Origin of the sequence: Novipirellula aureliae (assembly GCF_007860185.1) — a bacterium.
Classification (GTDB): domain Bacteria; phylum Planctomycetota; class Planctomycetia; order Pirellulales; family Pirellulaceae; genus Novipirellula_A; species Novipirellula_A aureliae.
Genome location: NZ_SJPY01000002.1, coordinates 950,786 through 977,629 on the forward strand (window position 1 = coordinate 950,786; position 26,844 = coordinate 977,629).

Genomic DNA, 26,844 nt, shown 5'->3' on the forward strand with positions numbered 1-26,844 from the left:
CGCACACACAAGGGGAACCGTACTCCAATTGAACGCAGGAACATGGTAGGCACGCAACTAGATCAACACTTCAAAGCGAAATTTGGAAAAAAATCTGTAGAATTTCTTGAATCTGTTTAGACATTTTCGGAAAGAACGCACTAGGCCGAGCTCCCTGTACCGGATGAAGGTAGTGTCAGGCTATAGTCGCGAGTCTCTGTACAATTCAGAAATCTGCTCTGCATCGAGCGCAACTTTCCAGACCGTCATTTCGTCGATCCGGCCACAAAAATTACGCACCGGCCTAGAGCGATTCAGTTGATCGGGAACCCCCATCCAATTGCCAATGTCCCCCAAACCAATCTTCACGGTTTGGTGTTCCTTGATGGTGTGCCTTGAAATCTCATCGCCATCAAGGTAGTGACGCACCTCACGGCCAGGGCCGTCGTAGACGCTGCAAACGAAACTCCAGGCCCCAATTCGGCGCGGATTCAAAAACGGTGGTGACGAACAACTAATCGCGTTTTCACCATAGGACTCCGAAGTCCGAACACTCAATCGAAGTGCACCGTCCCTTCTGATCTGCCAATGCAATCGCCCCAGTTCATGCCCATCGGTGAGCAACAGCGATTGCTGACGATCGGGCGCCGCATCGACTCGAATCCAGGCCATTATGGTCAGCGAATCGAATTCACCTGGAATGTTGACGCGAACACGATCACCTGGCCGAGTGAATGCCAACGCCCCCTTGCCCACCCAACGCCCATCAGCCCGCTTAGCGCCAACGATGGTTCCGTCACCTTGCTGTTGCTTCGAACCAATGAGCTTGTCGGGCGAGTCGGATTCAAAATCAAAACGCGCCGCAATACGAGGATCATTCACCAGTGACTGATTCAACATTTTCCACCGGGCGTATCGCTTTTGCGAAGCGGATTCGTTCCGCAGACGGAATTCTTCAAATGACGGGAAGCTGTGGGGATCAGCTGCAATCGCCGAAGTTTCACCCGCCGCTGACTTAGATAGACCACTGCCGCCGTGCAGCGGTTGCCGTTGTTTTAGCCAGCGTTTACCGTCGGGCGGATACAGCTCCACCTTACCGTCGAACACTTGCACCTCCGATCGCCCATCCTTACCAACTTCCAGTCCGAACTCCGTTCCGAGGTCTACCAACTCGAACTGGGGCGATATCACACTAAAACCTTCTGCGTGTGGCGGAACGAACGCTCTCAACTTTCCACTGTGGAAAATCGCTTGGTTGGAAGAAACAATCTCCAGTGATACCGAACCTTCGGTAATCAACCTCGCACCACTGTAAAATTCAATCAAGACCATGCCACTATCTATCTTCAGTTGCCCCGGCGACAAGATACTTCCCGACGATGGCGGATCGCTCATCGCCCACTCTGCATCCACCGCGTGAACAAGGACAGCAACGCCATCATCCATAAGCTCACTCGCCGCAGCAGCGACCTCGCCCATCTCAAGCCCGGTGGCCGTTCCGCTCGCGATCAGCGCGAGTGATTTGCGTCCCAACAGAGCCCCAAACGCAATGAGTAGTATAGCTGCGGCCAGCGCCAGCAAAGTCGCCGCCCGACGCTCCAACAGCCCCGCAAACACGCCGGATTTTTGTTGGATACTCACCTCACTGCGCAGGGCCAGCTCATCGTGCAGATCCAAATAGTGCACGTATCGCCTACGAGCGTTCGCGTCGGATTTCAAAACTTGATCCAGCGCCAATTTTTCATCAGCGGAAACGTCGCCTTCTACCAACTTCGATAGCAATCGATCCAAGTCTCGGTTCAATTTAGGATCAGCCATTTTGCCACCCTTGGTTTGCTATTGAGCGTTCGATGCAATCCATCAGCATTCCACGCAGCTTTTCAATACGATAATACAACTTGTGTCCACTAACGCCTTGGTCTTCGGCTAGTTGTTTGACCGAAGCTTGCTGGCGATAACGACTGTAAATCAGATTGCGATCCTTCAGCGGCAATTTCTCTAAGCAGCGATCCAAACTCATCCGGCGAAGTTCCATCACTGGCATTTCTTCGGCGATCGTGTCGGCAACCAACGCCAGCGTTTCATCAGAAAAGACTAAGCGATCACGCATTTGTCGCTGACGCCACGCCAGCACTTCGATGTACGCAAAGCGAATGGCCCAACCGATGAAAGGCCGCTGGCGATCGTACTGGTCAAACTTTCGCCACAAACCTGTCGCCGTCAGCTGCAAAATATCATCCACATCTGCCGTGCAGGGCACCAGCTTAAATACATACCGCTGCACATCCGCCTGATGCTGGGTCCAATAGCCGACAAATTCTTCCGTAACATCTACCATCAATGACTCCGGGAGCTACTCCTATTCACTTCTATTCAAACACTGGCGGGCCAATTCAGACGGCAAAACTGAAAATTTCTTGAAAAACGGACCAGTCTGTTGACCGTGAAGTTGGTAAAGCCTACTTCCTCGTTCGCCATGCGGTCGATCGAAAGCGTCTGGCAAAACTAACTTCCGTAGAAACTCTGCTCTTTATAATTCAGCAAAGGTGTTAGTGACAAATGGTGCTGTTCACGTAATTTCACGTAATTTCACGACATTTCACGTAAATTCACGTAATTTCCGAAAATGTGGCGAGCGCCGCTTGGTGCCGCTTTCAAGCCGCTTCGCCCAAAGAGCAAGGCCATTTTGAGGAGCCACAAAGCATTTTGACAAAGTCTGTTATTCGACTGAAGAAGACGAACCAGGACTGACAAAAACGTTCCATCGCCAGTCCTAATGGCTTAAACCTTTCGAGGCGATCACACCACTGCTCGGCGGTGGTTGAATCGGGGAACACGTTTCACCTGAGTTTCTCCTGAAAGCGGACAGTTGATCGAAACTCACCACGCTAACGTGATCGTCAACGTGGGCAAATAGAACGCTTACCTCATGCGGGAACTCCAGTTTTTCCGGACCATTTTAGCCTGTCCCCTCATTGCTCCACCTAATTGCTCCACCGACTACCAAAGGATGCCGCTTCTTGGACTATTTCAGTATCCGACAAAGATCCATCGTAAATAACCACATCATCCACCAGTCCGTCGAGTGTTTCTGAGGTACTATGATTCGTAAAGTGGAAATTTTTATCCCGCTCTATCGCTTGTGAAGCAATCACATCCAGTATGAAATCTTCCGGAATCTTGACTTCCGGCAGCAGCTTGCCATTAAACCAGATTTTAACGACTCCCTCATACAGATCGACCGAGGTCAGAACACGGTTCCATTCGTTTAAGGAGACTTCGGCACCCGATAGAGTGTGAGCAAAACGACCGTTGTTCAGAAACAGTTCTATTTTCCCGTCCTGATTGCACCTAAGACCGAACCAGCGAAAGCTTCTGCCACCGACAACGATTGTCGTTGATTTACTGGCAACATCGGCGTGTTCACGTATTAAAAATTCCTGTCCAATACTGAACTGGGTGTACAGCAAATCCGCTAAGGAGAGGCTTGCTCGATACCCACCGTCCCTGGGGAAATAATGGCCGTTGAGGTTTAACGCTCCGTCTTCGTAAGTCGTGTTCTCCAGAGTAAAGGCAGGACTCTCCTCGAGCGAATCATCCGCTGTAGAATCAAATGTATAGTGAGCAATTTGGGTCGTTTTGTGACCTTCATCAAGAGGGGGAAATTTTTCCTGAAGAGCCCTGGTGTATGTTTGGATTTTGTTTTGAAGTTCTATTTGGGCTTCATTGGCTTGCTTTGCCAATATCTTGGCGTTCGCTGCCACCAACTCGTCCAGCTTTCGTTTGTTTGTAAATAACTCAGCAACATCCTCCGGTGTCGATTGGATGGCCTCGCGAGCATTATCGATGACAAGCTGGCCTTCCGAAGAGAGGATGACTAAACGCGGTATGCTTGTTGCCTTATACTTGTCCTTTAGATTGTTGGATTGAGTATTCTTGCCGTTGGCCCATTTCGTTGTCGGAAAGGGCATGTCGTATTCTTTCATATATTCCAACTGTTTTTCTTTCACACCATCTCTGCCAACCAAGACCACTTCGAAATGCTCCTTATATTGATCTTGAAATTCAATCAGATGGGGTGAGAAAAGATGGCAGGGAGCGCACCATGAAGCCGAGAAATACAATCCAACAAGTTTACCTTCCAGGCGTTCCAAAGGAACATCAACACCATCGGAGTCCATCAAACCATCTGGAAAGAAAGAAGCCCAATCTGAAATCGTTTTGTCAGAGGTTTGAATTGTAACATCAGGTTTTTCCAGAGCTCTTTCGCTTTCATTCTTCTTGCATGAACTGGCCGCAAAAACAATGAGTCCACAACTGAAAAGGATCGGAAGGATTTTAGTTACTGAATTATACTGAGCTTTTTTCATAACAAAGATTCCCAAAAATCAAACCTGAATGGCTACTTAGTGCAAAATACAATAAACGTCCACGCCCTGAGGACATGGACATTGAGTTTATCTCTATAGCCCCTTTCTTGATAGCTGTTCAAACTCTGAAATCGGCTGTTTTGGAAAAAGGGGGGGGAAAATGGTGTGAATCGTAGAATTGAATCACCCTCACTCCATCCAGTATTTCGGATGGCCTAAGGCTTTTGAGCAGCGAACGGTTCCCTTGCAATTCTCGATCGTTCCGGGCATCCGTTCCGTCACCATCCATGCGACTGCGTTTTATGTGGGATCGGGTAGCAGAGGATGTGGAAGGGACTGACGTCGTCGGCCCCAACGAGATCGTATTCGGAATCCGAAAAGCGGTGATTTTTGAACGTTCGGGCAAGCCAAAACATGCAGGCGGCCGACGTTCACTTCATGATGTCTCCTGCGTCCGCGAAACGGAAAAGAAATCCCGTCGGAGGCGAAAAAAAATAGATGAGGACGAATCCGGTTTGGGACAGTCCCGGGATTTTTGAAAGGCCAAAGTCAGATCGTAGCAAGGACTCCAGCGCAGTCAGGGCAAAGGCCGTGTAGCTGGTTGCGAATTCTTGTAGCCGATCCCATCGACCCAGACACCATCGGGCCAGACACCATCGGGCCAGACACCATCGGGCCAGACACCATCGGGCCAGACACCATCGGGCCAGACACCATCGGGCCCATAGGAACCAATCGCTGTCGGTAAGTGCTTAAGGGCATGGGGCACGACGAACCTCGCCGTCTCGTGCTCGGCAACGGCCAGCGCGCCGATCAGGAGCCCCCCGACACAGACAGGATTCCAGTCATAGGCGTACGTGAAGTGTCCCACATCCACACCATGCTTATTGCAGGCACCGCTATCGGCTCGTACTCGAAGTGTCAGCGAGGAAAGGAACGGCCGGCAATCCTTCGGAGTTGAATACATTGGTTATTGGAGCGGATTGCCAAGCATACCGAATTTTAATGGGCTCCGTCACGCTATTGCTCGAAACAATGGCCTTGTGACCTTCCAAGGCTGCAATAGCGGGGTGGAATACGCCATCGGGGCCGGCCAGTTCGAACCATTTGGCAGCACCGTCTTTGGCCACTAAGCCTTGGGCAGTATGATCAAATTCGACCGTCACTTTATCGCCCGTCACGGAACAGCGTTTGAACGTCGGTCCCGAATATTCAATGGTATTAAAACCATAGGTTTTGGCCAAGGCAATGAGCGCTAATCGTTCTCCGATAGGTTTTTTTATGATGGGGTGTACATTGTCCGGGTCCCCGATATCCATCGTGCATACCATGCCGGTGTTTGGAAGCGCTTGGGCACGGTTTTGTCCTTCGCGAAGAATAGGGGCTTGAAGGCGTCTGTCCTTGCCAAAACGGTCCGAGTAATTGTACGGTGGGATTTGCACGAAAAAGAAGGGAAAATCTCCTTGTCCCCAAGCGTTACGCCAAGCGCTGATGAGACTCGTAAAAAGATGCTCATACTCGTTGCCCCACTCCACATTGCCTTCGCCCTGATACCAAATAACGCCTTTGATGGCGAAGGGAATAAAGGGCTTTACTTTATCTTTGAACAAGATACCACGCTGGTGATGGTAGCGTTTGATGGAGTAAACAGAACGCGGCATCGGGGGTTCGATGCCTCGCTTTCCGTTTGCCTCCCACTGCTTCAAAGCCGAGTTATAGGCAGACGCGTCAGTGGCATTGTAGTCGGCTAGCCATCGATCCCAGCGATCAACAACCACTTTCAGAGCAGGATCGTTTTGTAGGGTCTCAAGGGGAGTCCAGGCCTCTGCCGGACTGCCGCCCACCGTAGACTGAATCAAGCCCACCGGAACGTTTAGCTTTTGGTGCAGAGATAAACCAAAGTAAAATCCTACCGCTGAAAAATCCTTTGCAATGTCATACGTACTGACTTGCCACCCTGTTTTACCGCTTTGAAAAAAACGTATCTGTGGATTGTTGGCAAGCATCGTGTCTTGCTTTACCCCTTTACTCCTTCTGAGTTGAAAATTCATATTGGATTGTCCAGAGCAAAACCAAACTTCGCCAGTGACCACATTGTTCAGACGCACGGTGGCTTCGTCGCTCACAATGGACAGCTCATACGAATCCGGCCCGGCTTTGGGGGTGGTCAGGGTGGCTTCCCATTGCCCCTTATCATTGGTGCTGGTGGAGACCGATTCGTTCCAGCTTGCTTTCACAGTCACAAGATTTCCTGCAGGAGCCGTCCCCCAAATCTTTACCTGCTGGTCCTGCTGCAACACCATGTTGTCTGAAAAAATACTAGCAAGCTTGACCTGTGCCTGAAGACTTGTGTTTGCAGAAAAAAGCATAGCAAGCATGCTAAATCTCAGCCCCCATCCCCAAACATCGCTCGCCTGTGATCGAGTGAAAATTCTATGGGTCGGTATTGATATGTATTCTAATAATCGTTTCATCCTTGTATCCTTATTTCAAACAGAGTTTTTGTCATACCACAAGCAGACACAACGCCCCGCCTTTCGCTAGTGGCTCACCACATTTTTAGTTCGCATCTCTCCTTCGTTTCTCCGCCAACTCAGTAAATACCGATCGCGACAAACACAAATCTTTCACTTGCCTACAACCTGGGGCTCACTGGAGGGCCGGGTTCGAGCGTCTTGCTTGCCATTGGCTTTTGGTTCGGGGTCAGCATAAACTTATCGAACTCGAAACCATCCTCTCGCATCGAGAACATGATCGTGTGCAGGCCTGGTTCGTCGATATCGAGCCAGATTTGCCCCAACACGCCTGTATGAACCTTGTCGGTTCGTTGCCGAGAATCCCACTGCCACTTGCCGTGTTGGCCGGTGAATTGCATTCGGGCACCTGACTCGGGCCACACGCCATCGATTCCAACGTGCAGTCCGTTGTCTTCGGCTCCCGTACAGCAAATGCGTGCCCAAACGTAATAGCGTCCCGGCTTCTCGATCATGACGGGGTAGTACAGCACGCTGCACTCGCCAGGCGTATTCGAGAAACTAACACCTCTGACCAGCGGATCTGCGTGCGTGACTCGGGTATCAGGCAAGATCTCCAGATACGCGCCGCCGCTAGCACCATCGGCGTGATTCGGATCGGGGTCCGGTTTCACGTTCGGCATTGTATCGGCAGTCGTCAGGTACCATTTTCGGTGATGCTGGCGATCGACCGAGTCAAAATCCTCGGCTTCGACAACGACGATTCCGTTGCTCTGTTTGTGCACTTTCTTCGCTTGATTTTGGTCGTAGGTGTAGTCGAACGGTTTGCTGCTCGCTTCAGCGGAAGCCGGCGGCTTGGCTGCCTTTGCGGGTTGCTTAAACGCAGCACCATGATCAAGAATCGTTACCGATTCCCATCGTCCACGAGAGAAAGCAAAGGCGTCGCCTTCGGGAATCTTACCGTTCGAGGCAGAGCTAAACTCGATGCGGATCGTGTCACCGGGCATGAGCGAAACTTCGCTGAAACGATGTGGGGTCGTCTCATAATCACGCTTGGCTACCGGGTTTTGCACCTCACCGACCTTTTCTCCAGCTACCAATAGTCGGTAGGAGGATTCGCCGTCGGTTTCGGTGAGCGTTGTCAGCACGAGATCGTATACCCCCGCTTCGCCTTTGAACGTGGTCTCGGCTGCGGCAAACTTGCCTTGATACTGAGCCGCATCGATCGCCATCGCCTTTCGGGCACCGTCCTTGTAGCCCGGCACAAAGGGGCCCGAAACGACGAACTCGAAATCGGTCATGGCTTGCAAGACCAAAGCGTCACCAGCATCCGCTTCGGCAGACTGGCCGAACGTGGCGTAGCGTCCGTCTGGATCTTCGAACGTGATCAAAAGCTCGGGCCCCTCCTCGCTTCCCGACGCGACAAACCAAATGTCATTACCGCCCTCGTCAAGCGTCACGACCAACGTGTAAGTGCCGTCACCTTTTATCATCGACGTGACGGGAATGGTCACCGATTCGCCCTGACCAACATTTCCAGTCAACTCGCCGACTAGCTCGTTCGGTTTGGGGGCCGATTCCTTCGTCAACGTGTTACTATTCCAATCCGAATGCGCCCCACGAAAAACGCGAAGCGTTCCGCCGCCAGCATCACCACCGCCGGTCAAACGGAGTTTGGCATCAAGGATGTTTGGCGGAAGTCCCTGAAGATCGAATTGAATCAAGCTCGTACGACGCTTTCCTTCGACCTTCAGATGCTGATCGTTAATCACTTTGGTTCCCTCAATGCAGACATCGTCGATCGGGAACACACTTCGCGTCACTCTCGACTGGAAAGGTTCCACGGTGATTGTCTGGCTCGACGCGGCAGTCTGCTTTCCATCGCTCGCCGTCAGTTTCAAGACATATTTACCAGCACCGTTGAGGGTGACGTTCGTCTCTTGAGCGGTCGCGTCCGCAAACGTTGCAGCTCCGGGGCCACTGGTTTTGGTCCACTGCGACGTTAACGCGCCACCTGGTTTTCCGTCATCGCTAATCTTGCCTTTGAGATCGACCGTGACGGAGTTTGCCGAGCGTGGCAGCATGATTGTCAGATCTGCTCCCGCACTGACGCCGGGAGGATAGTCGTGATTGGCATCGCCAGGCCGAACGACGGCCAACCAATCTTGCCCCGAATCGCTGGGCGGATCGCCGATCATGACCTTGCCGCCCCCGCTCACCACCTGCGTCGATCCAGTCTGCAAGGGTCCACCGCTGCGTGGATTGAACCACAGGACTTCAAAGACGCCCTCTGCGTCAGAAAGATCAAGTGCCGCTTGCTCGGCTTGCTTACAGAACACCAAATACAACTTTCCTGGCTCCATCAGACAATAAGCATTCTTGCTGGCAAACTTCTCATCCGCATTTTTCATGTTCCAGAATGGGATCTTGTTGTCCGCAAAAAACTCGAGAGCGATTCGGCATTGTTCCCACATCTTCTGACGCACGCGATAGTCTTGACAGGTCAGATCGCTGTGCGGGTGCTTGTAGCCAAAGTACCACTCGACGCCAGCGCCGCCAGCCATGAGGTTTCCCCACAGCGCATTCTTTCGTGCATTGTCTCGCGTCGGGTCCTCGGCGTCGGTGATCAGTGCATGCGTCGCATCGCCAGGCTCATCGCAAGCCACCACCCAGGGCTTTCCCGCCTCGACAGAACGACGGATGTAATTGAGCGTGGCGTCATGCACACGGCTGAAGTCGGCTTGATTGGTCTGTAGCGAGAACCCTGTCAGCGCAGAGGCGTCTCCGAGCAGGTCGAAGTGGTTGTTGCCGTTGTGGATCACGATGTGGTGCTGGTAAGGATCGTGCGTCCAGAAGTATTCCGCCCAATCCTGCTTTTTTTGCGTGCTGACTTTGTGTCCCAAGCCAACCTCTTCACCCAGATTCCAGTTGAGTGCTAAATGGTGAGCGAAACGGGCAATCAGCTCGCGATAGTACAACTTTCGCTGTTTTCCCAAGTCACCGTCATCGAGCAAATTGACATTTTCCGCTTCTTGTGTTTTGAAGTGCAGGTACATGCCGAGATGGGTACCGTGCGCGAAAACCGTTTCCCATTGATCCATACGCGAGCAGTCGATTCGGTCTCGCTCGCCATAGGTCGTATAAGGGAACACATTTCGATCGTCGCCGTCGATGTTGAGAGTCAGGAACGAGAATGAGTTCAGCCCTTGCGAGGCGAGATAGTTGACCGCTCCGATGATCCCCTTTCCTTTCCCGTCCTGCCACGTCGGATCACCGGGCTTCCAGTCCTGAACGTGTGGCGTCCAATCCTTGATCAGGTTATCTTTATGCCCGTCGGTTTTGAAATCGCCATCAAAGTCTCGGTAAGCGAGGAAGTTCTCAGGGGCATCCGCTCCAGCTTTGAGGAAGAACTCACCGCTTCCGGCAAATTGCAAGTGATGCTTGCCGACATAGTTAAGTCGTCCCTTGCTTCGAAAGTCACGACCTGTCTTGTCGGTTTTTAGAATCATCATGCTCCCGCTCAATCCATCGACGCTGTCGACGGGCGTTCCCGCATCGGGGGCATCGGAAACCGCAACATTTTGGCCTTGTCGGAACGAGACGTTGTAAGTCCACTCGCCCGGGTGATCCGGGGCCAAGTGAGCTCGCCATTTGTTTCCCGATGTCGCCGACGTATTGGCGGCATCGCCATCGGCAGCAAAATAACCGGGGACGACATAGGTCTGTCCCGACTCGGGGTGGCAAAACGTGACCTGCATTCGATAATCGAGAAACGGGTTCGGAGTTCCATCTTCCGAAGCTTGCGGCCCGTCAAGCGTCAATGTGACTTTATGCCACTGTCGCAATTCTCCACTGATCGTCGCATCGGCCGCGTTCGCCGCACTCGCCAACAGCAAAGCAAGCCCAAAACAGCAAACGCCGAGCCCAGCAAGACGCGCCATTTCCCTCTTCATTTCAAACATTTTGATCATCACGGATCCCTGTCGTTACCTTCATTGATGTAAAACCATTCATCCCGTTACGGACTATTGACGGAAATTGCCAACCGTGCACAAAAAAAATGCAAAATATCGGGGAAAACCCGAGTGATTGTTGTGTACGATCTTCCATCCTTTGTGAATAACAGGCAGGATGCGAGTGCAAGTCGCAACCAAGGGACAGTTGCCCCTATCAATGCCCCATCAACAATGGAAGCTATGGACAATCGCTCGTTTCAATCGTTTCTAAACATCACGGAGAACCGATCTCGGATTCTGGCCATGATTGTGACCATGGTGCGTGACTTCGACGTGGCCGAGGACCTTTTCCAGGAAACCGTGCTCGAGATTCTTCATAGCGAAGAGCAGTTTGATCCGACGCGGAGCTTTACGCCTTGGGCCTGCGGGATCGCTAAGAACGTGGTGCATCAGTATTGGAGACGTCAAAAGCAATCCCCCGCAAATGGGCTAGGCGAGATGATCGCCGATTTAGCAATGATTAGTGCTGAGGGGGACGACGAGATGTGGCACCGTGAACGAAAGGCACTTCGAAGCTGTTTTCAGAAACTGCCCAGCCGAATGCAGCGACTTCTACTGTTGCGTTACGGCCACAACATCAAAGGCCCAGAATTGGCCGAATCCGCAGCCTGTCGGCTCGGGTCGATCCGTACGACGTTAGCGCGATTGCGATTCCAACTGCGTCAATGTATTCAGGCAAAAACGGCCGAGAGCTGAAGAAAGACGAACACGCAATGAACGATAAACATTTTGATGACCTGTTGGCCGCCTATCTGGAAGGCGATATCTCTGCCGAGCAACTGAGCGAGTTACACAGGATTGTGCAGTCATCGGAACCATGGAAACAACGATTCCAAGAGGCGACTCGTGTGCATGTTCTGCTGCGTGAGACCCTCGTCGAACAAGTCGAACTTCAAGCGATTCAGCAGTCGCCAACTCAAAACGAAGTAAGACCGTCGCGGCATTGGACTTACGCGGCAATCGCAGTTGCTGCGATTCTGCTGGTCTCTGCCACAATTGGCTACAATGCGTATCACCCCCATCTCGATTCAACACTCGAAATTGGGGTCTGCATGAGTGTTTCTGGGAGCGGCGAAACGTTGGTCGAACGAGGCGAGCGGCTTTATCAAGCGATCCCCAATCTCCCTCTTCAAACCGGGGACCAGGTCATTTGCGACGCGAATGCTCAGGCAATGGTTCGTCTCGCTGATGGCTCGATACTCTCGATGGAACCCGGCGCACGGCTCACACTCGTTTCGGATTCGCCAGAGGTAATACTCCAGCAGGGTGAGGCATTTTTTGAGATTGCACCACGCCGCCCAGGGATGCCTGCCTTTCAGATTCGGACGGGGCACTCTACCGTGGCGGTGATGGGCACGGTTTTCTCGCTGGTGGCAAATGACCATACGGAACTTAAAGTGTATGAGGGCAGCGTCAAACTGACTCGAAATAGCGACAAAGCCTCCGTCGAGGTCGGCTCTCAGCAAATGGCTTCCACCGGGATGGCAAGCTTTGCAGCCGAGAAACTGTCGCATCCACCGATGGAGATTCTGACACTGACACCAACCGACGACGTAACCCTCGATCGTGGCAAGCCAGAGCACAATCAGCAGCTAAAGGTGGAAGGTCAGCGTCGCATTGTCTACCTGCGCTTCGAAATCCCCGACAGAGATGGAATTCGCTCAGCTCGACTTCGCTTGACACAAAATATCGACTCTGGCACCGGGACGCTCCGGTATTTCCTAGGTGACCATGCCGATTGGAGCGAAGACAACCTGACCGAAGTGGGACCCCCTAAACGGTTGACCAAGGTCGCTGAACGCAAGGGAGTGGTCCAACGGGGTCAGATCATCGAGGTCGATGTCTCCGATGCGACACGACACCCCGGACCGATCACCATCATAATGACGTTGGACAAAGCACATGAAGACGACATCTGGTTTGGTTCGAGGGAAAGCGACACCCCTCCGCAGTTGATTCTACGTTACCTGCCTGGACCGCTTGAAAAGTCATACCCCCCCCCAAAACTCAGCGATCCGCCTGTCTGAGTAGGTGGACGACTGACGCGACGCTGGTGACCAGCGTGTTGCGTATTTCACCGAGTTGCAGCTTGGCATCTTACTTAACGGTTAAAGCAATCCGCTGCGTGAGATAACGGAAGGGACATGAGCCTTCCTTGGTCAAATTTTCACACTCCATCCAAGGAAGGTCACGTCACCGAAAAATGACATCGACCAATCGGGTCACGCCTAGATAAAATTTTTATATCGGTGACAATGAAAGGAAATTTGAAAACCGCGAAGGAACGCGGTTTTCGACGCTGGGTTGGCTGCTGCTTCCGGTCTCGGAAAATCGTCAAAAATACCGTGGACAACGCCATTCGTAACGGACACCTTTCCTTCCATCGTTTCAAATCCTCACAAAATAAATACAACATGAAAAACTTCTTGACGGTTTCCATGCTCTTGTTGTCCAGCACCGTGTGTGCGCAAGACAGCGAGCAAATCAAGTATTCGATTAACGACTCGTGGATCTTTTTCAAAGATGCCACGGAGAAACCGGTTGCCTTGACCGAGATCGGTGATCGGGATGTCGAGATTGTGAATCTGCCTCATACCTGGAACGCTGAAGACGCGATTCATGGTGCGACGAGCAAAACCGAGGGTTTCTATCGGGGGCCGGCGTGGTACATCAGAAACATCACCGTCCCCTCCCATTACAAAGACAAAGAACTTTATGTGTTCTTTGAAGGGGCCAATCAGGAAACGGACGTTTTTGTGAATGGCCAATTCGCCGGCAACCACATCGGCGGCTACACCCGTTTTGTCTTTCCGATATCGAAATTTGTGAAGTTTGATTCCTCGAGGGAATCGGCTGAGTTCGAGCTGGCGGTTCGAGTGGATACGTCGCACAACCTAGACATCCCAACCCTGCAAGCCGATTTCACTTTCTATGGTGGGATCTATCGCGATGTGTTCCTGGTGGCCACCGAAAAGACGCACTTTAACATCGAAGACCATGCATCCAACGGAATCTTTATCCGCACCCCAAAGGTGTCGGCAACGCAGGCTGAACTGGACGTGGATGTTCAATTGATGAACAGCGGAGCGGCAGACAGCAAGGTCAAACTCGAATCGATTATCTATGGCCCAGACGGAGAACAGGTTGCTGCCTATTCATCGGACCACAAGCTTGCAGCCGGTAAGGTTCTCACTGTCAAACCTGTGATCCAGCCGATCCAGAATCCTGCACTTTGGAGCCCTGATTCACCCAGCCAGTATCGTCTGGTCTGCAAGATCTACGATGCGGAAACCAACCGCAAGCTGGATGAGGTCACTAATCTGTTCGGTTGCCGTTGGTTCTCGTTTGATGCCAAGAAAGGTTTTTTTCTAAACGGTAAACACATGAAGCTGATCGGCACCAACCGCCATCAAGACTTCAAGGGCATCGGCAATGCTTTGCCGGATTATATTCATCGCGAAGACATCAAGAAGCTGAAGGAGATGGGCAGCAACTTCCTTCGGATTGCGCACTATCCACAAGATCCCGCTATTCTGGAATTGTGCGACCGACTTGGAATTCTGACCACCGTTGAAACTCCAATTATCGACACCATCAGCGAGTCCGATGCGTTCAAGCAGAACTGCCTGAATATACAACTGGAAATGATACGGCAAAACTACAACCACCCTAGTCTGATCATCTGGGCCTATATGAACGAGGTGCTACTGCGCCCGAAATACAAAGACGATAAAGAGAAGCAGAAGGTTTACTTCCAAAGGGTTTATGAAGTTGCATCCGAAATCGAAGCCCTGACCCGCAAGCAGGATCCGTACCGCTATACGATGATTCCGAACCACGCCAATTTGAATCGCTACAAAGAGACGGGTCTGACGGATTTGCCGATGATCGTGGGCTGGAACATCTATTTCGGCTGGTACGGTGGCAAGATTACAAATGTCACTTCTGAAATGACCAAATATCACAACGCGATTCCTGACAAACCGATCATCGTTGCTGAATATGGCGCCAGTGCGGATCCTCGACTGCATGCACTTGCCCCAGTGCGATTCGACTTCACGATGGAATACGCAACCCGTTTCCACGAAGAGTATCTGAAGTCTCTAGCTAACCTTCCGTTTATCGCCGGGATGAATGTCTGGAACTATGCCGACTTCGGATCGGTTGGCCGCGTTGATACGGTTGCGAACATCAACAACAAAGGGCTGGTCGGAATCGATCGCAAACCTAAAGATGTTTTCTATTTCTATCAGGCAGCGTTGCTCAAAGAGCCGCTGATCGGGATTGCCGCTAAAACCTGGATTCGTCGGGCCTGTGTCGAGGACGAAGCGGGTAAAGGTATCTGCAGGATGCCAGTCGAAGTCTTCTCGAACCAAAAAGAGCTCGAACTGTTTCACAACGGTATCAGTCTCGGCAAAAAGGAAATCGGCGATCACAATAAAGCAATCTGGGACGTGCCTTTCGTGGACGGAGACAACCTGCTGCGGGCAATCAGCACGACCGATAAAACCGTCGAAGATTTTGCGACCGTCAAGATGGATGTCTATCCCATCAAGTTGTCCAACTTCCCTTCGTCGGGTTTGTCATTGAATTGCGGCGACTATCGATTCTTTTACGATGATCAAATCGACCAGGCATGGTTCCCCGAGAAAGAGTACAGCGAAGGAAGTTGGGGCTACGTCGGCGGCAAGGTCTATTCCATGAGCCCAGCACCTCGACAACAACATGGAACGAGTGAACCTATCAAAGGAACCCATTGCGATCCGCTCTACCAAACCCAGCGAATCGGCATCAAACAATATCGCTTTGATGTGCCGCCGGGTGTGTATGAAGTCACTCTGCACTTCGCAGAACTCACAGGCCAGAAATCCACTGCACTTCCCTATGAGCTGAGCGGATCGGATGACAAGAAACCGTCGAGTGCTAAAAACCGGAGGTTTACGGTCAATGTGAACGGGAATCCCGTTATTGAGCAAATCAGCTTGGCTCGCGACTACGGATCGTTTCGGGCGGTAAAGATCAAATCCTTTGTCACTGCCGAGGCCGGTGAGCCGCTGATCTTAGATTTCGTGCCTTCCGAAGAAGACGCGGTCATCAACGCCATCGAGCTGAATAAAAAGCTGTAGAACAAACGCCCTCAAGCTCGGCGACTCTTGTAGAATCGCCAAAAATCCGAGCCACTCAAACGAACCAGACGTGTCGCCGAACATAGCTGGCCAGCACGTCAAACGGTGTCGTCAGATAATGCGTGAATCAGCCGCGACACCGCCCCTGCGTGAATTGAGAACGGGACAACGGGACAACGGGAGAGAGGTCAGATCATCGAGGTCGATGTCTCCGATGCGGCATGACATCCCGGACCAATCACCATCATCATGACGTTAGACAAAGCACATGAAGACGACATCTGGTTTTAGTTCGAGGGAAGGCGACACCCCTCCGCGGTGCGCTCCATGCTACCTGCCTGGACCGCTTGAAAATTCATAACCCCTCGAAACTCAGCGATCCGCCTGTCCGGGCATATGGACGAGTGGCGCGAGGCTGGTGATCAGCGTGTCGCGTATTTCACCGAGTTGCAACTTGGCATCTTACTTGACGGTTCACTCATCGTATTGTATTGCGAGCAACTTGCGTTGGGTTGGCAAGTAGAAGACCCCCTCGTGAACGACCGGGGAAATCGCGGCCGAAGGAAGCCGTGCTTCCTGCAGCACTTCACACTCTCGGCCCGCTTGAAATGTCCAGAGCTTCTTGTCCTTTTCCGTCACGACGAAAACTTTACCATCGTAGAGTACAGGTGAGCCGGTCCAAGCTCCGAACCGCATCTTGTGTTGCCAGACCACCTTGCCCGTGTCAGCGTCGAGGCAGTGCATTACGCCGGAGTAGTCAGGGATGTAGAGTAAGCCATCGCTGTCGATCGCCACATCGCAAATCGATCGATCGACCTCAGTCGTTTTCCAGATAAACTTTCCGGTTGCACCGTCGATACAGGAGAGCTGGCCTTGGCCAGGGCCATGCAAAGGGCTTTGTCCGATTGGAACGTAGACCCGGTCGTTATGCACGACCGGCTTGGCGATTATCTCACTGGGTCCGTCCGGTGTTTTTTTGTTCCAACGTGCATAAGCGATTGGCTGACCATCGCGTGAGCGGTACTCGGGCGGATTGCAATCGGTTTTCCAGATCAACTTGAGGGATGGCACGCCGCCTGTCTCCGCTTCGACATAGGTTGACGGATCGTTCGGATCGATCGGTTCAAATGCATAAAGGATACCATCGCCGCCACCGAACAGGATCATGTTGCGACCGGCGATATTGGTCGCAACCGGCGAACACCAGTTTCCATGCAGAAGTCGCTCGCCAAAAATCCCGCCATCGGTAGCAACCAGACCGCCGGTTTTCTTATTCAACACAATTAAGCTTGGCGCCTCGGGGTTGGCCACCTGATCATGTGTGTCATCGTGCCCATTGGATGTGTTGGCGTACAGAAATTCGCCTTGAAGCAGCGGTGTACTGCTACAAGCATCGTGAGGGATGACACCGAGCTGTTTGATCAGATCGTATCGCCAGATGATATCGCCATCGGTGGGTTGGAGCTGGTAGCTAGTGTCAGTTGGTTGCATATACACCAGCTCATCGACAAACGGACCGTCATTGCCATCGGCCTGCCCATCTCGATCAACACAGAGAATCCCACCCCTTGACCCGACGAGATAAAGCCGATCGCCATCGACTTGAGGTTGACTGCAAAGACCGCATTTGAAATGGTTGAAATGGAACGGCGGCGTCGTACCCGCCATGTAGCGGGGGAGTGGCAGTTGCCAAATCAGCTCGCCTGATGTGCGTTCCAGACATAGCAGAAGTCCTCCGCCAGTCGATTCGACGGACGGGTGCTCCAGCCCCCAATCGTTGGTGCCGAGATAGATCCGATCACCATCGATTTGTGGCGACGTATACTGGTGCGTGCCGAGCTCAACACTCCAAAGAAGAGTTTTTCCCTCAAAACCCTCAGGCAAATCACTGCGAGATGATTGGGCATACACAGCGGGGCCTAGGATGAACAGCGAAAGCAGCAGAAGGATGACGAATGACGGCCAACCGTGCGCCAGTGGAATGGAATAGAACCGGCGTGTTCTGCTAGAATTCATGTTGTCTTCCTATCGAGCTAGAGTCTGTCCGATTTGCCATACTGTTCTACAGATCGTTGCAGAACGGTAAATGGCTGCCGTTAAGCGAGGGTCTCGACAAACGGGTTAACCCTACCTTTTGAGCGCCCTTAATTGGTCTTCCGTTAAGAATTCTTCGATCGGGACATCCTTGTCGAACTCCTTGATCATAATGTTGCGATAAAAGATTTCGGCCGTTTCGGACTGCAAGCCGACTTTGCCTTCGCTGCGGTCCAAATCAATGCCCAGGTTGACGATCTCGCCGTTCAGTTTGTGAATGGCATATTTGTTACCCATCACAATCACTTCGCATTGGTTCCACTCTCCATCAAGAGCATGGAACGGAGCGTCTGCTTTTGCACGATGTTCGCCGCCGCGATCAGGCTGCAGCTTGCCACCTTCGGACGGAAACTGAAACTTGCGATCTTTGTCAGCATACCAATCGTAACCACCGCCCCAAAAATCGCCGGTGTGATTCTCTTTGGTAACGCTGTTGTACCGGATCTGATATTCAAGTCCGCTCGGCCAGATCTTATCGTTGGAAACGTGATAGTACATGCCTGCATCATACTGAAATTGATTGAAATTATTGACCTTCTTGGTGCCCCATTTGTACTCGAACTTGAAGATGTATCGGCTATAGGGTTTGTTGGCGTAGAACAAGCCGTGCGTTTCGCTCCTGCTGCTAATATTCAGTTGGTAGCCGTCTTCAAAGCCATCACCAAAAACGTGAACCATGCCATCTTCAACCTGAAAGACCTTTTTGGCCATCTCTGCATCACCGCTTCGAATCTTCAAATACCACCCATCAAAGTTCTTGCCGTTAAACAGAGATGTGAACCCATCGTCTTGCTGTGCAGCACTAGCGTCGGTATTGGCTTCCGTATTGGCTTCGGTACTGGCTTTTGGCGGATAGGCCTGATTCGGGAAATCGCTGGGCACCGGGATCGTCACTTCACCCGTAGCCGCCCATTGTGAACCGCGAAGAAAGGTCGTCACGAAACTACCTGCCTGTATCTGTTTGACATCATGTCCGAGCACCGTATGGAAGATCCGGCCCTTGCCGTGGTGAATGACCATTAGCATCGGCTCTTCGTGGCCCGATCCTTTATTACCAACCCGGGAATGAGCCGTCGCGAGAATCGTGACGTTCTTCGCCGGACCACGCAAGAACGAGTACAGCTCGTCCGGGCCATGCTGGAACGATTTCGGCAGTCCCTTCATGATCGGATGCTCAGCTTCGCGGACGATGATCTCGAACGCTTCCTGCTTGCCGTGGCCGCCACCCACACCAGGCGAGGTGTCACGGATGACCTTGCCGTCCTGGTCCATGTAGAGATAGGGACCGCTTTTTTCATTGCGTCCCCCCCAGCCGCCAATCGCGCACATCTCGTTGTACGCTTTCCAGTCAGGCCAAGCGTTATTGGCCGCGTGATAAATGACAACGCCACCGCCGTTTTCAACGTAAGATTCAAAGGCCCGCTCCGTTGCACTCGGCCACGAAGGCGTTCCGAACCCATCGTTGACGACCACCAGATCGTAGGCGTCAAAATCCGGTTTGTAGCTGTCGTCGCCTTCTTCAAATGTCGCAACGTCTACACTGAATTCCCCCGAGGCAGCCAACATTTCCTTCAGCACCGGCGTCGTATTTTTCCAATTATGGTATTTTGCCGGTCCGTCGACAATTAGCGTCTTGATAAGATCCGAGCCGCTCGCTTGCGCGACGGTAGCCGTCGACAAAACCAGAACGAGGGTCAGAGCGATAAAGCGTTTCACGTTAGAAGCCTTTCTGAAGTATTTTAATAGAAACAAGTGTAGTGTCCGCACCACTAGTCTAATCATTTGCGTGTAGGTTTGCTAACGTGACCAAGCATTTCCCACTCCTTTTGTTTTTTTTAACCAGCCTAAACAATTGTAGGGTATGCGTTCACTGAGGTCCTTGCTGCCAATACAATCATTCCGATGATCTTGGCGTTGAACTCGTTCGACGGTTCCCGTTGCAGATCAAACGCCTCTGCTCAAATCGCTGCCATTCGATGGAGGGGGGTTAGGAGGGGGATTACTTGCCGAGGCGATGTCACCGGGAACGTTGACATAGATTTTTTCGCCGCAGTGGGGGCAAGCGACCGCTCGGTCGTCGACGTGCTTGCCACAATTCGGACAGGGTATTTGGTTCAGCGGTGCAGTGTCTTTCCGAATATCCATCATGATTCCTTTGGCAAAGAGCGTTTGACTACAGAGACACCGAAGCGTTGGCTTCCACATCCTTCTCTGGCCGCTCACCTTGTAGGTATGCTTTGCCGGCGTTGAGCAGATACTTCACGCCTGTCAGTCCTGAGTTGTCCCAATACTCGCCGTGCGAAGGTTCAATTCGTAAGAGAGTAATCGCTTGGCTTTCCTTGCCTTCGGGGAACCAGACCTTCCAAGCTTCATTCCATAGCTCGTCAATCTTCGCTCGATCGTCCACTGCATGAGCCGTGCCTGAGAGCGATACGAACGTATTTGAACCTTGCATTGTCACGGCGACACCTTCTTCTAACATCAGATCTGCTATTTTGCCGGAGTTACGATCGGTGACAAACCAGAGTTGACCGTCGTCTTCGGCCCCGGCTATTGCCATGGGGCGAGCGTCAAGCAATCCGTCGTGACTGCGAGTTACGAGCATCGCGGTGTCGAAGTCTTTGATTAAGTCGATTAGTTTCTTTTTAGCGTTCATTTTCTCTTTTCCTAGCGGTTGATTTAGAGGTCGATTGACGGCGTCAAACGATTAGGCCGTTTGTTCAGCGTGTTTACCTTCAGCGAATTCTTCGATCGCTTTATCGCAAAATGCCGGAAGGTCGTCGGGATTGCGACTGGTCACTAAGCCCTCGTCACAAACACATTCTTCATCGACCCACTGAGCACCCGCGTTCTTCAGGTCCGTCTTCAAACTGGGCCATGACGTCACTTTGCGTCCACGAACGACGTCCGCTTCTATAAGAGTCCATGGGCCATGACAAATTGCGGCGACTGGCTTTTGCTGTTGGAAGAAGTCACGAACGAAGCTTACCGAATCTTCGCACATCCGCAGGGCGTCGGGGTTAGCGACACCGCCCGGCAATACCAATCCATCGAACTTATCCGCTGAAGCGGAATGCACCGATTGATCCACCTTGAACCGATCCGCCTTTTCATCGTGGTTCATGCCCTGGATTTTGCCTTCCTTGGGCGACACTAAAATCGCTTCGGCACCTGCTTTCTTGATCGCTTCCCATGGTTTTGTAAGTTCGACCTGTTCAAAGCCATCGGTGGCGAGAAACGCGATTCGTTTGCCTTTGAGTGACGGTTTGCTCATTGGATTTTCCTCTTGTCGTTGTGTTTAAGTTTTGACGAGCCATAAAGAAGCCGCAGTTTTCGTGCCAAGCTACCGCTATCTCTCAATCAATTGGTGTGTTCTTATCAACGGACTTCGGCGCGCTGGATGCTCTCGACCACACGAACCGCGTTGTCTTCCGGTTGGATCCCATCTCCATACCGGACGGCGTACACTTGAGTCGCCTCTGCTCCTAACAGCACAATCATCGCAGAGTAGTAAACCCAGACAAGTATCACGGCCAATGAAGCGGCCGCGGCCCCCAATTGCGCTCCCGGTTCACTATAAGAAAAGAAGACTTGCATCCCATACCGACCTACCAAGAATAAGACGGTCGTAATGGCCGCACCGAAGAAGACATCTGGCCATTGCACCTTCGCATCCGGCATGAATTTAAAAATTGCGGCAAAAAAAACAAACACGACCGAAGCCTGAACCAGATAGTTGATTGGTTCCGCAACTCCGCCACCGATGCCGATGGAATCGATTAGCTGCTCGCCCGCTGTCGAGAGCACAGAGGAAACAACGATGGAAACGAGTAACAAGAAACCAAGTCCCAAGATCATTGCGAATGACAGCACCCGTTTGGTCAGCATCGTGCGGATACTTGACCTTTCGGGGTCTGGTTTGACTTGCCAAACTCGGTTGAGCGCATCCTGCAAAGCGCCGACAACGCCTGTCGCACCAACGATGATGCCGGCAAAGCTAATCAGGGTCTTCCACCACACGCCTCCCGACCGCCGGTTGTTCTCCAGGATCCTGGTGATTCCCTCCGCAGCGGCTTGGTTACCAAGCATCTCGGTCGCTTGTTCTTCCAATGCTGCTTGAGCTTTCTGCTTGGCATTGTCGCTCTTGTATGCCACTGACAAGCCGAACGTCAATACGGTCAGCAATAGATAAAGCAGCGGAGGCAACGCGAACGCGGTGTAGTAGGCCAGTGCAGCAGCAAGCGTGGTGCAGCGATCTTTGGAAAATTCAGAGAAGATCTGCTTGAGAAATTCCATCAGCTCGTGGGGTGTGCAGGGAAGTTGGGTCGTTGGTCTTCAGGCTGGGAGAAAGCAATTCCCATGCCACCTAATCCGATAGACATGATTTGGAAGTCACGAGCGAATTTCGTTCTTGGTCGGTACCGATCAGCCTCCTTTACCTCGTTCCCCGCGGGAGAAACCAACGCTGGTCGAAAAAGAAGCAGCCAAGGACCATGTAGCCTGGCATGTCGTTTGCTGCGTGATCCTGGCAATTTACTGCGTCGCAGCTGACGAAGCCAAACAACCGAGGAAACTAACAATGAAACTGATCATTCTTTCAATTTCCGTGACAGCGATGACCATGCTGATACCGCCCCAGTGCGGATTCGCACAGGATCCAACCGATGCTCCATCGATGGCTGAGCAAACTTACATGCCGGTGGTGATCGGCGAATCCTTCGAGGAGACGATGGAACGCGACATCGCTCAGAAAGACGATGTTATGCAGACTCAACAACGGTTGCTAGAGAGTCGTTATGACCTGAGCGACCAAGCGTCTGAGGTCAAGATGTCGGCGGGTAGGAAAGCGGTCCAACAAGGCGTGCGGGTTAGGCTTCCAAATGGCGTCTCGTGGTCCACGCTGGGCGAAATGGAGCCAGCGGAAATCAAGGAAAGAGATCTATTCCCAATGGGATTCCGCCCGCTGCCACACGCGAAACATCCCGTCGGCGGCCAAGTCTTTCCCGAGGAGCAGATTGACGCGATCAACGAGGCGGAAAACCGTGACCTGGAACGCTTTGACGTGGCGTTCGATTTGCCGAATCATTTGACGCCAGAGTATCCGCCACCGATCTTTCTGACCACACGGCCTGATCTCGGTGACGTCTCGCAGGGCAAAGTTCTGACGATCAAGAATTATTACGACTTGCTTAAAGGTAAAGTCACGCCCGTTCAGATGGAAGGCATGAGGCTGCTGCTAACACCATTCCCTCAACAGCAGTTCAACCAAACCGAAGATCGTAAGGTCGAGCAACCGACTTTTGGCGTCACCTGCTTGGACTGTCATACCAACGGGCATACCAATGCCGCGTTCCATCTGAATCCTGACACTCGACCGCAATCGGCTCGCTTCCGACTCGACACGGTCAGTCTGCGTGGGCTATTCAACCAGCAGATTCACGGGTCCAAGCGTTCGCTACGCAGCGTCGAAGACTTTACCGAGTTCGAACAGCGTACGGCCTATTTTGATGGCGATCACGTCATCGCTGCAAAGAAAGGGGTGCATCTGCCAGACCGATCGGACGCGGTGGCGATGATGGCGCAGATGCAGAATATGTTGGACTTTCCACCCGCCCCAAAGTTGGACGAGTTTGGAAAATTGATTCCGGAAAAAGCAACGGAGCTCGAGTTAAAAGGTCAGGAGGTATTCTTTGGAAAAGGCCGCTGCGCGGAATGCCACCAACCGCCTTTCTACCTGGATAACAAAATGCACGATTTGCATCTGGAACGATTCTACGAACCGGAAATGATCAATGGACAGTACAATATCGCCGACGGACCCATCAAAACGTTCACGCTACGAGGCATTAAAGATTCGCCACCCTATCATCATGACGGACGGTTGTTGACGCTTGATGACACGGTTGAGTTTTTTAACATCGTCACGCGGTTGAACTTAACGAGCGAGGAAAAGAAATCGCTGGTGGCATTTATGCGATGTCTCTAGGCAGCCGATGCCTCGACGGTTTTTGCAATCGATAATAGCAATCTCCAGTGCAAGGCAGCAACGAAACTCCCGTGACTCACCTGATTGACCAAGTCAAGCAACTCGCCGAACCGCAGGAACCGGCTTCCGTTGGTCAACACCGTTATCGGTTTCGTTGCGTCTTCTTTGCCAGCGACGATGCGTCCTACATGACCGGACAAGTGCTGCATCCCAGCGGCGATCTAATCATCAACGGCGAGTCCTCCGTCAAGCTTCGCTTGATTGAGGACTAGGAATCACAATCACGGTTGGTCACAGGTGGATTGCGTGGACGTTATTCGTCCACATCGGCGGTGATACTGCCACCATCTCAGTCACATTCGACCTCGACACCTCCATCAGGAGTGTCGACATCAAGGATGGTATAGAGGATGGCTCGCTCGAGACGGAAGGGTGTGGATCCATGTCAAGATTTCGTCGGATCGTTGCGATGCTTCCGGTTTTCGGTTTTGCGTTCAATGAAGCCGACCAAGACCAACACGAAAACAGCGAAGACGGTGACGAATACCGCTAGACTGACCTGCCCGACTGCCGTTGCAACTCCAATTCCGGCGGTCAAGAAAATCGTCGCTGCCGTCGTCAGCCCCTCAACGCCTTCGTCCTTCTGGTGTATGATCGTGCCAGCACCTAGGAAGCTGATACCAACCACAATCGCTTGCAACGTGCGGATTGGATCGACGCTTAATAGCGAGTCCACCTCTTGCTGCTGAAATTGATTCACGATTGCGTGACCGAGAATCATCATCAATGCCGAGCCGATACAAACGAATATGTGGGTACGAATACCCGCCGGTTTGCCAGCGATCTCTCGCTCGGTTCCTAGCAATGCTCCGCACGCGGCCGCAATCAGAATGGTTTGAATGTTATCCAAGTTGATGTCCATAGCGTTCACAAGAAAAGCATTTGTCGTGCCAATCTAATTTCTCTCTGCTCGACACACGTTTCCGCCCGGTCGCTCATCCGTGGCATCTACCAGAAACGAACAATGTCGCACGCAAACTGCGAAAAAACCACGGGAATCGTTGCATTATCATCAATGAGGCTTCTCAATTGGCTTCAATCTGGCGTGCATTGAAATCGCAGCCGGGACAGGTGCAAGCTTCACCGGTTCCTCGTCGAGGACTTCTCGAATGTAGCTGAACGCGTCCACGTTGACGTCCTATAGCGTTTTAGGCAATGATTACAATCCAACGGATGAAGCAATCGGACGTGACGATGCTGAGCCCGATGACGTGACTTCCGGCAACCGTCCGCTCGACGATTCGATTTCCGATTGCTCGTCGGCGTCGCCTTCTTTTCTCTTAGGCTGTGGCACTTCTGCACCCAAGACGAACGCCAAAGGCTGAAGTCCATCGTAGCCTTCACAGGCCATTCGAATGGCGATCAGGATCGGGATCGAAAGGAAAACGCCCATAATGCCCCACATCCATCCCCATAGGACTATCGACAAGAAAACAAGCACGGGGCTCATACTCATCGACCGACCGAGGATTGATGGGGTGATGAATTGACCTTCCAAAGATGTCAATGTGATATATGTTCCGGCAACGATGAATGCATAGTAGGTTGGATCGAAGCTCACCAAGGCAACGAGGAAGATGATACAAGCCCCCACGAGCGCGCCCACGATTGGAATAAAATTGAATGCGAACGCCATCACACCCCACACCGCTGGCGAGGGCATTCCAAGTAGCCACATTGCGATGCCGACCGCGATGCCGAGACCCGCGTTAATACTTGAAATGCGGGCGAGATAGCTGCCCAAGCCTTCCTGCACGTTCTCGATGATTTCGATCAACCGCCGCCTGGCCGTGAAGTCGGGCAACGCGTGCATGATGCTGCGGAGTAGATCGTCGCCGGTGGCCAACAAGAAATACAACAACGCCGCACAGATCGTCAGGAACGATACGAGATTTCCTGTTCCGCTCAGGTAGGTATAATTGTTGGTCCAGTTGGGTTGTTTGACTTGAACCGGCACAGGTTCTTCTTCATCGGGCTCGCCCACATCGTTTTCATTTGCCTCTTCGCTCGCCTCCGTCAACTCTTCCTTTGCGTCGTTGACCTGATTGAGCTTGTGCGTGAGGAAACGCAGCTTTTCTTTAACCACGCCGACGTGTTGAGGTGCCTTCGCAATCATTTGCTGTGCTGGCTCGACAACCAAATAGGTGGCGAATCCGAAGCTGACGATCAACGTAACCAGGATTGCTGCGGCTCCGACGGCCGGGGGGACTCCGAGTCGGCTGCCCTGCCGGACCAGCGGACGCAGCACCATGTACATCACGAACGCCATCGCGATCGGCACCGCAAGGCTTCTCGCATAGAACAATGCGTAGAGCACCAACATCACAGCGCAAACGCGAGTGGAGATCACACCCACTCGACCGTCGGCATCCGACCGATTTTTCGAAGAGTCATTGGTTCGATTCATTGCGAGCTCAGACAACAGGTCCACGGCGACCCATGATCAAGCCAATGACAAACAGCACGAGGAAAACAACAAACAAGACTTTCGCGATCGTAGCAGCCGTGCCAGCGACGACGCCGAAACCAAGGACGCCTGCAATCAACGCGATGATTAGAAAAGTGATTGCCCAGCCTAACATAGAAAACTCCAAAGTTTGAAATGAGATGTTGCGGAGCCGTGAACGATACGTCTCTCGCATGAAGTTGGATTCCTAGGAAGAGCATTTGCCGTACCAATTTCCGATCCCCCACCGGCGCGAGGACAATTTGAAGAAGCAATGTCGGATGTGGTCCGTG

The 26,844-nt window shown here is 52.2% G+C and carries 20 protein-coding genes; 5 read left to right on the plus strand and 15 right to left on the minus strand.

All coding sequences use genetic code 11. From position 1 onward, the window contains the following. Nucleotides 1–180 precede the first annotated feature (180 nt). The 6 genes from Q31b_RS09165 to Q31b_RS09195 all read right to left on the minus strand — a co-directional run bounded on the left by Q31b_RS09165 (nt 181) and on the right by Q31b_RS09195 (nt 10,785). Complete coding sequence (locus tag Q31b_RS09165; RefSeq protein ID WP_146599345.1) at nt 181–1,797, minus strand: LamG-like jellyroll fold domain-containing protein; 1,617 nt, start codon at nt 1,795–1,797, stop codon at nt 181–183. After that, complete coding sequence (locus Q31b_RS09170) at nt 1,790–2,317, minus strand: sigma-70 family RNA polymerase sigma factor (protein WP_146599346.1); 528 nt, start codon at nt 2,315–2,317, stop codon at nt 1,790–1,792. Before Q31b_RS09170 ends, Q31b_RS09165 begins: the two co-directional genes overlap by 8 nt. Before the next feature lie 646 nt (nt 2,318–2,963). Continuing rightward, complete coding sequence (locus Q31b_RS09175; protein WP_146599347.1) at nt 2,964–4,349, minus strand: thioredoxin-like domain-containing protein; 1,386 nt, start codon at nt 4,347–4,349, stop codon at nt 2,964–2,966. Nucleotides 4,350–4,926: 577 nt separating this feature from the next. Continuing rightward, nucleotides 4,927–5,220, minus strand: a complete 294-nt coding sequence (locus Q31b_RS09185; protein ID WP_197171229.1) for a hypothetical protein — start codon at nt 5,218–5,220, stop codon at nt 4,927–4,929. A gap of 28 nt (nt 5,221–5,248) precedes the next feature. Then, nucleotides 5,249–6,823: a sialate O-acetylesterase gene (locus Q31b_RS09190; RefSeq protein ID WP_146599349.1), complete on the minus strand. Its 1,575-nt coding sequence runs from the start codon at nt 6,821–6,823 to the stop codon at nt 5,249–5,251. Nucleotides 6,824–6,984: 161 nt separating this feature from the next. Then, nucleotides 6,985–10,785 carry a DUF5060 domain-containing protein gene (locus Q31b_RS09195; protein WP_231617430.1) on the minus strand — a complete coding sequence of 1,267 codons (3,801 nt, stop codon included), beginning with the start codon at nt 10,783–10,785 and terminating at the stop codon, nt 6,985–6,987. A gap of 234 nt (nt 10,786–11,019) precedes the next feature. Here Q31b_RS09195 and Q31b_RS09200 point away from each other — a divergent pair, with 234 nt between their 5' ends. The 3 genes from Q31b_RS09200 (at nt 11,020) to Q31b_RS09210 (ending at nt 15,965) form a co-directional block, all read left to right on the plus strand. Then, nucleotides 11,020–11,535: a sigma-70 family RNA polymerase sigma factor gene (locus Q31b_RS09200; RefSeq protein ID WP_146599443.1), complete on the plus strand. Its 516-nt coding sequence runs from the start codon at nt 11,020–11,022 to the stop codon at nt 11,533–11,535. 17 nt (nt 11,536–11,552) lie between these two features. Continuing rightward, nucleotides 11,553–12,866, plus strand: coding sequence for a FecR family protein (locus Q31b_RS09205; RefSeq protein ID WP_146599351.1), 1,314 nt, complete (start codon nt 11,553–11,555; stop codon nt 12,864–12,866). A 387-nt stretch (nt 12,867–13,253) separates the two neighbouring features. Continuing rightward, nucleotides 13,254–15,965, plus strand: a complete 2,712-nt coding sequence (locus tag Q31b_RS09210; RefSeq protein WP_197171231.1) for a glycoside hydrolase family 2 TIM barrel-domain containing protein — start codon at nt 13,254–13,256, stop codon at nt 15,963–15,965. Nucleotides 15,966–16,439: 474 nt separating this feature from the next. Here Q31b_RS09210 and Q31b_RS09215 read toward each other — a convergent pair whose 3' ends face one another. From Q31b_RS09215 to Q31b_RS09240, 6 genes are all read right to left on the minus strand, one after another. Continuing rightward, nucleotides 16,440–17,981, minus strand: coding sequence for an outer membrane protein assembly factor BamB family protein (locus Q31b_RS09215; protein WP_146599353.1), 1,542 nt, complete (start codon nt 17,979–17,981; stop codon nt 16,440–16,442). Nucleotides 17,982–18,092: 111 nt separating this feature from the next. Next, nucleotides 18,093–19,775: a ThuA domain-containing protein gene (locus Q31b_RS09220; protein WP_231617418.1), complete on the minus strand. Its 1,683-nt coding sequence runs from the start codon at nt 19,773–19,775 to the stop codon at nt 18,093–18,095. Nucleotides 19,776–20,003: 228 nt separating this feature from the next. Continuing rightward, on the minus strand, nt 20,004–20,264 hold the full coding sequence (locus Q31b_RS09225; RefSeq protein ID WP_315860384.1) for a zinc ribbon domain-containing protein: 261 nt from the start codon (nt 20,262–20,264) through the stop codon (nt 20,004–20,006). Next, the gene (locus tag Q31b_RS09230; RefSeq protein WP_146599356.1) at nt 20,233–20,715 is read right to left on the minus strand and encodes a pyridoxamine 5'-phosphate oxidase family protein; all 483 of its coding nucleotides are present in this window, start codon (nt 20,713–20,715) and stop codon (nt 20,233–20,235) included. The genes Q31b_RS09225 and Q31b_RS09230 overlap by 32 nt, the downstream gene beginning before the upstream one ends. A 51-nt stretch (nt 20,716–20,766) precedes the next feature. Further along, nucleotides 20,767–21,333: a type 1 glutamine amidotransferase domain-containing protein gene (locus Q31b_RS09235; protein WP_146599357.1), complete on the minus strand. Its 567-nt coding sequence runs from the start codon at nt 21,331–21,333 to the stop codon at nt 20,767–20,769. Between the two features lie 104 nt (nt 21,334–21,437). Further along, nucleotides 21,438–22,355 (minus strand): YihY/virulence factor BrkB family protein, encoded by a 918-nt coding sequence (locus Q31b_RS09240; protein WP_146599358.1) that lies wholly within the window; start codon nt 22,353–22,355, stop codon nt 21,438–21,440. A gap of 283 nt (nt 22,356–22,638) precedes the next feature. Between Q31b_RS09240 and Q31b_RS09245 the strand changes: the two genes are divergently transcribed. Both Q31b_RS09245 and Q31b_RS09250 read left to right on the plus strand, forming a co-directional pair. After that, on the plus strand, nt 22,639–24,045 hold the full coding sequence (locus Q31b_RS09245) for a cytochrome B6 (protein WP_146599359.1): 1,407 nt from the start codon (nt 22,639–22,641) through the stop codon (nt 24,043–24,045). Between the two features lie 71 nt (nt 24,046–24,116). Next, nucleotides 24,117–24,317 carry a hypothetical protein gene (locus Q31b_RS09250; RefSeq protein ID WP_146599360.1) on the plus strand — a complete coding sequence of 67 codons (201 nt, stop codon included), beginning with the start codon at nt 24,117–24,119 and terminating at the stop codon, nt 24,315–24,317. A 173-nt stretch (nt 24,318–24,490) separates the two neighbouring features. On the opposite strand, the gene Q31b_RS09255 is transcribed toward Q31b_RS09250, so the two are convergent. From Q31b_RS09255 to Q31b_RS09265, 3 genes are all read right to left on the minus strand, one after another. Continuing rightward, complete coding sequence (locus Q31b_RS09255; RefSeq protein ID WP_146599444.1) at nt 24,491–24,967, minus strand: MgtC/SapB family protein; 477 nt, start codon at nt 24,965–24,967, stop codon at nt 24,491–24,493. Nucleotides 24,968–25,264: 297 nt separating this feature from the next. Next, nucleotides 25,265–26,512, minus strand: coding sequence for an AI-2E family transporter (locus tag Q31b_RS09260; protein WP_146599361.1), 1,248 nt, complete (start codon nt 26,510–26,512; stop codon nt 25,265–25,267). Nucleotides 26,513–26,519: 7 nt separating this feature from the next. Further along, nucleotides 26,520–26,687 (minus strand): DUF1328 domain-containing protein, encoded by a 168-nt coding sequence (locus tag Q31b_RS09265; RefSeq protein WP_146599362.1) that lies wholly within the window; start codon nt 26,685–26,687, stop codon nt 26,520–26,522. Nucleotides 26,688–26,844 lie beyond the last annotated feature (157 nt).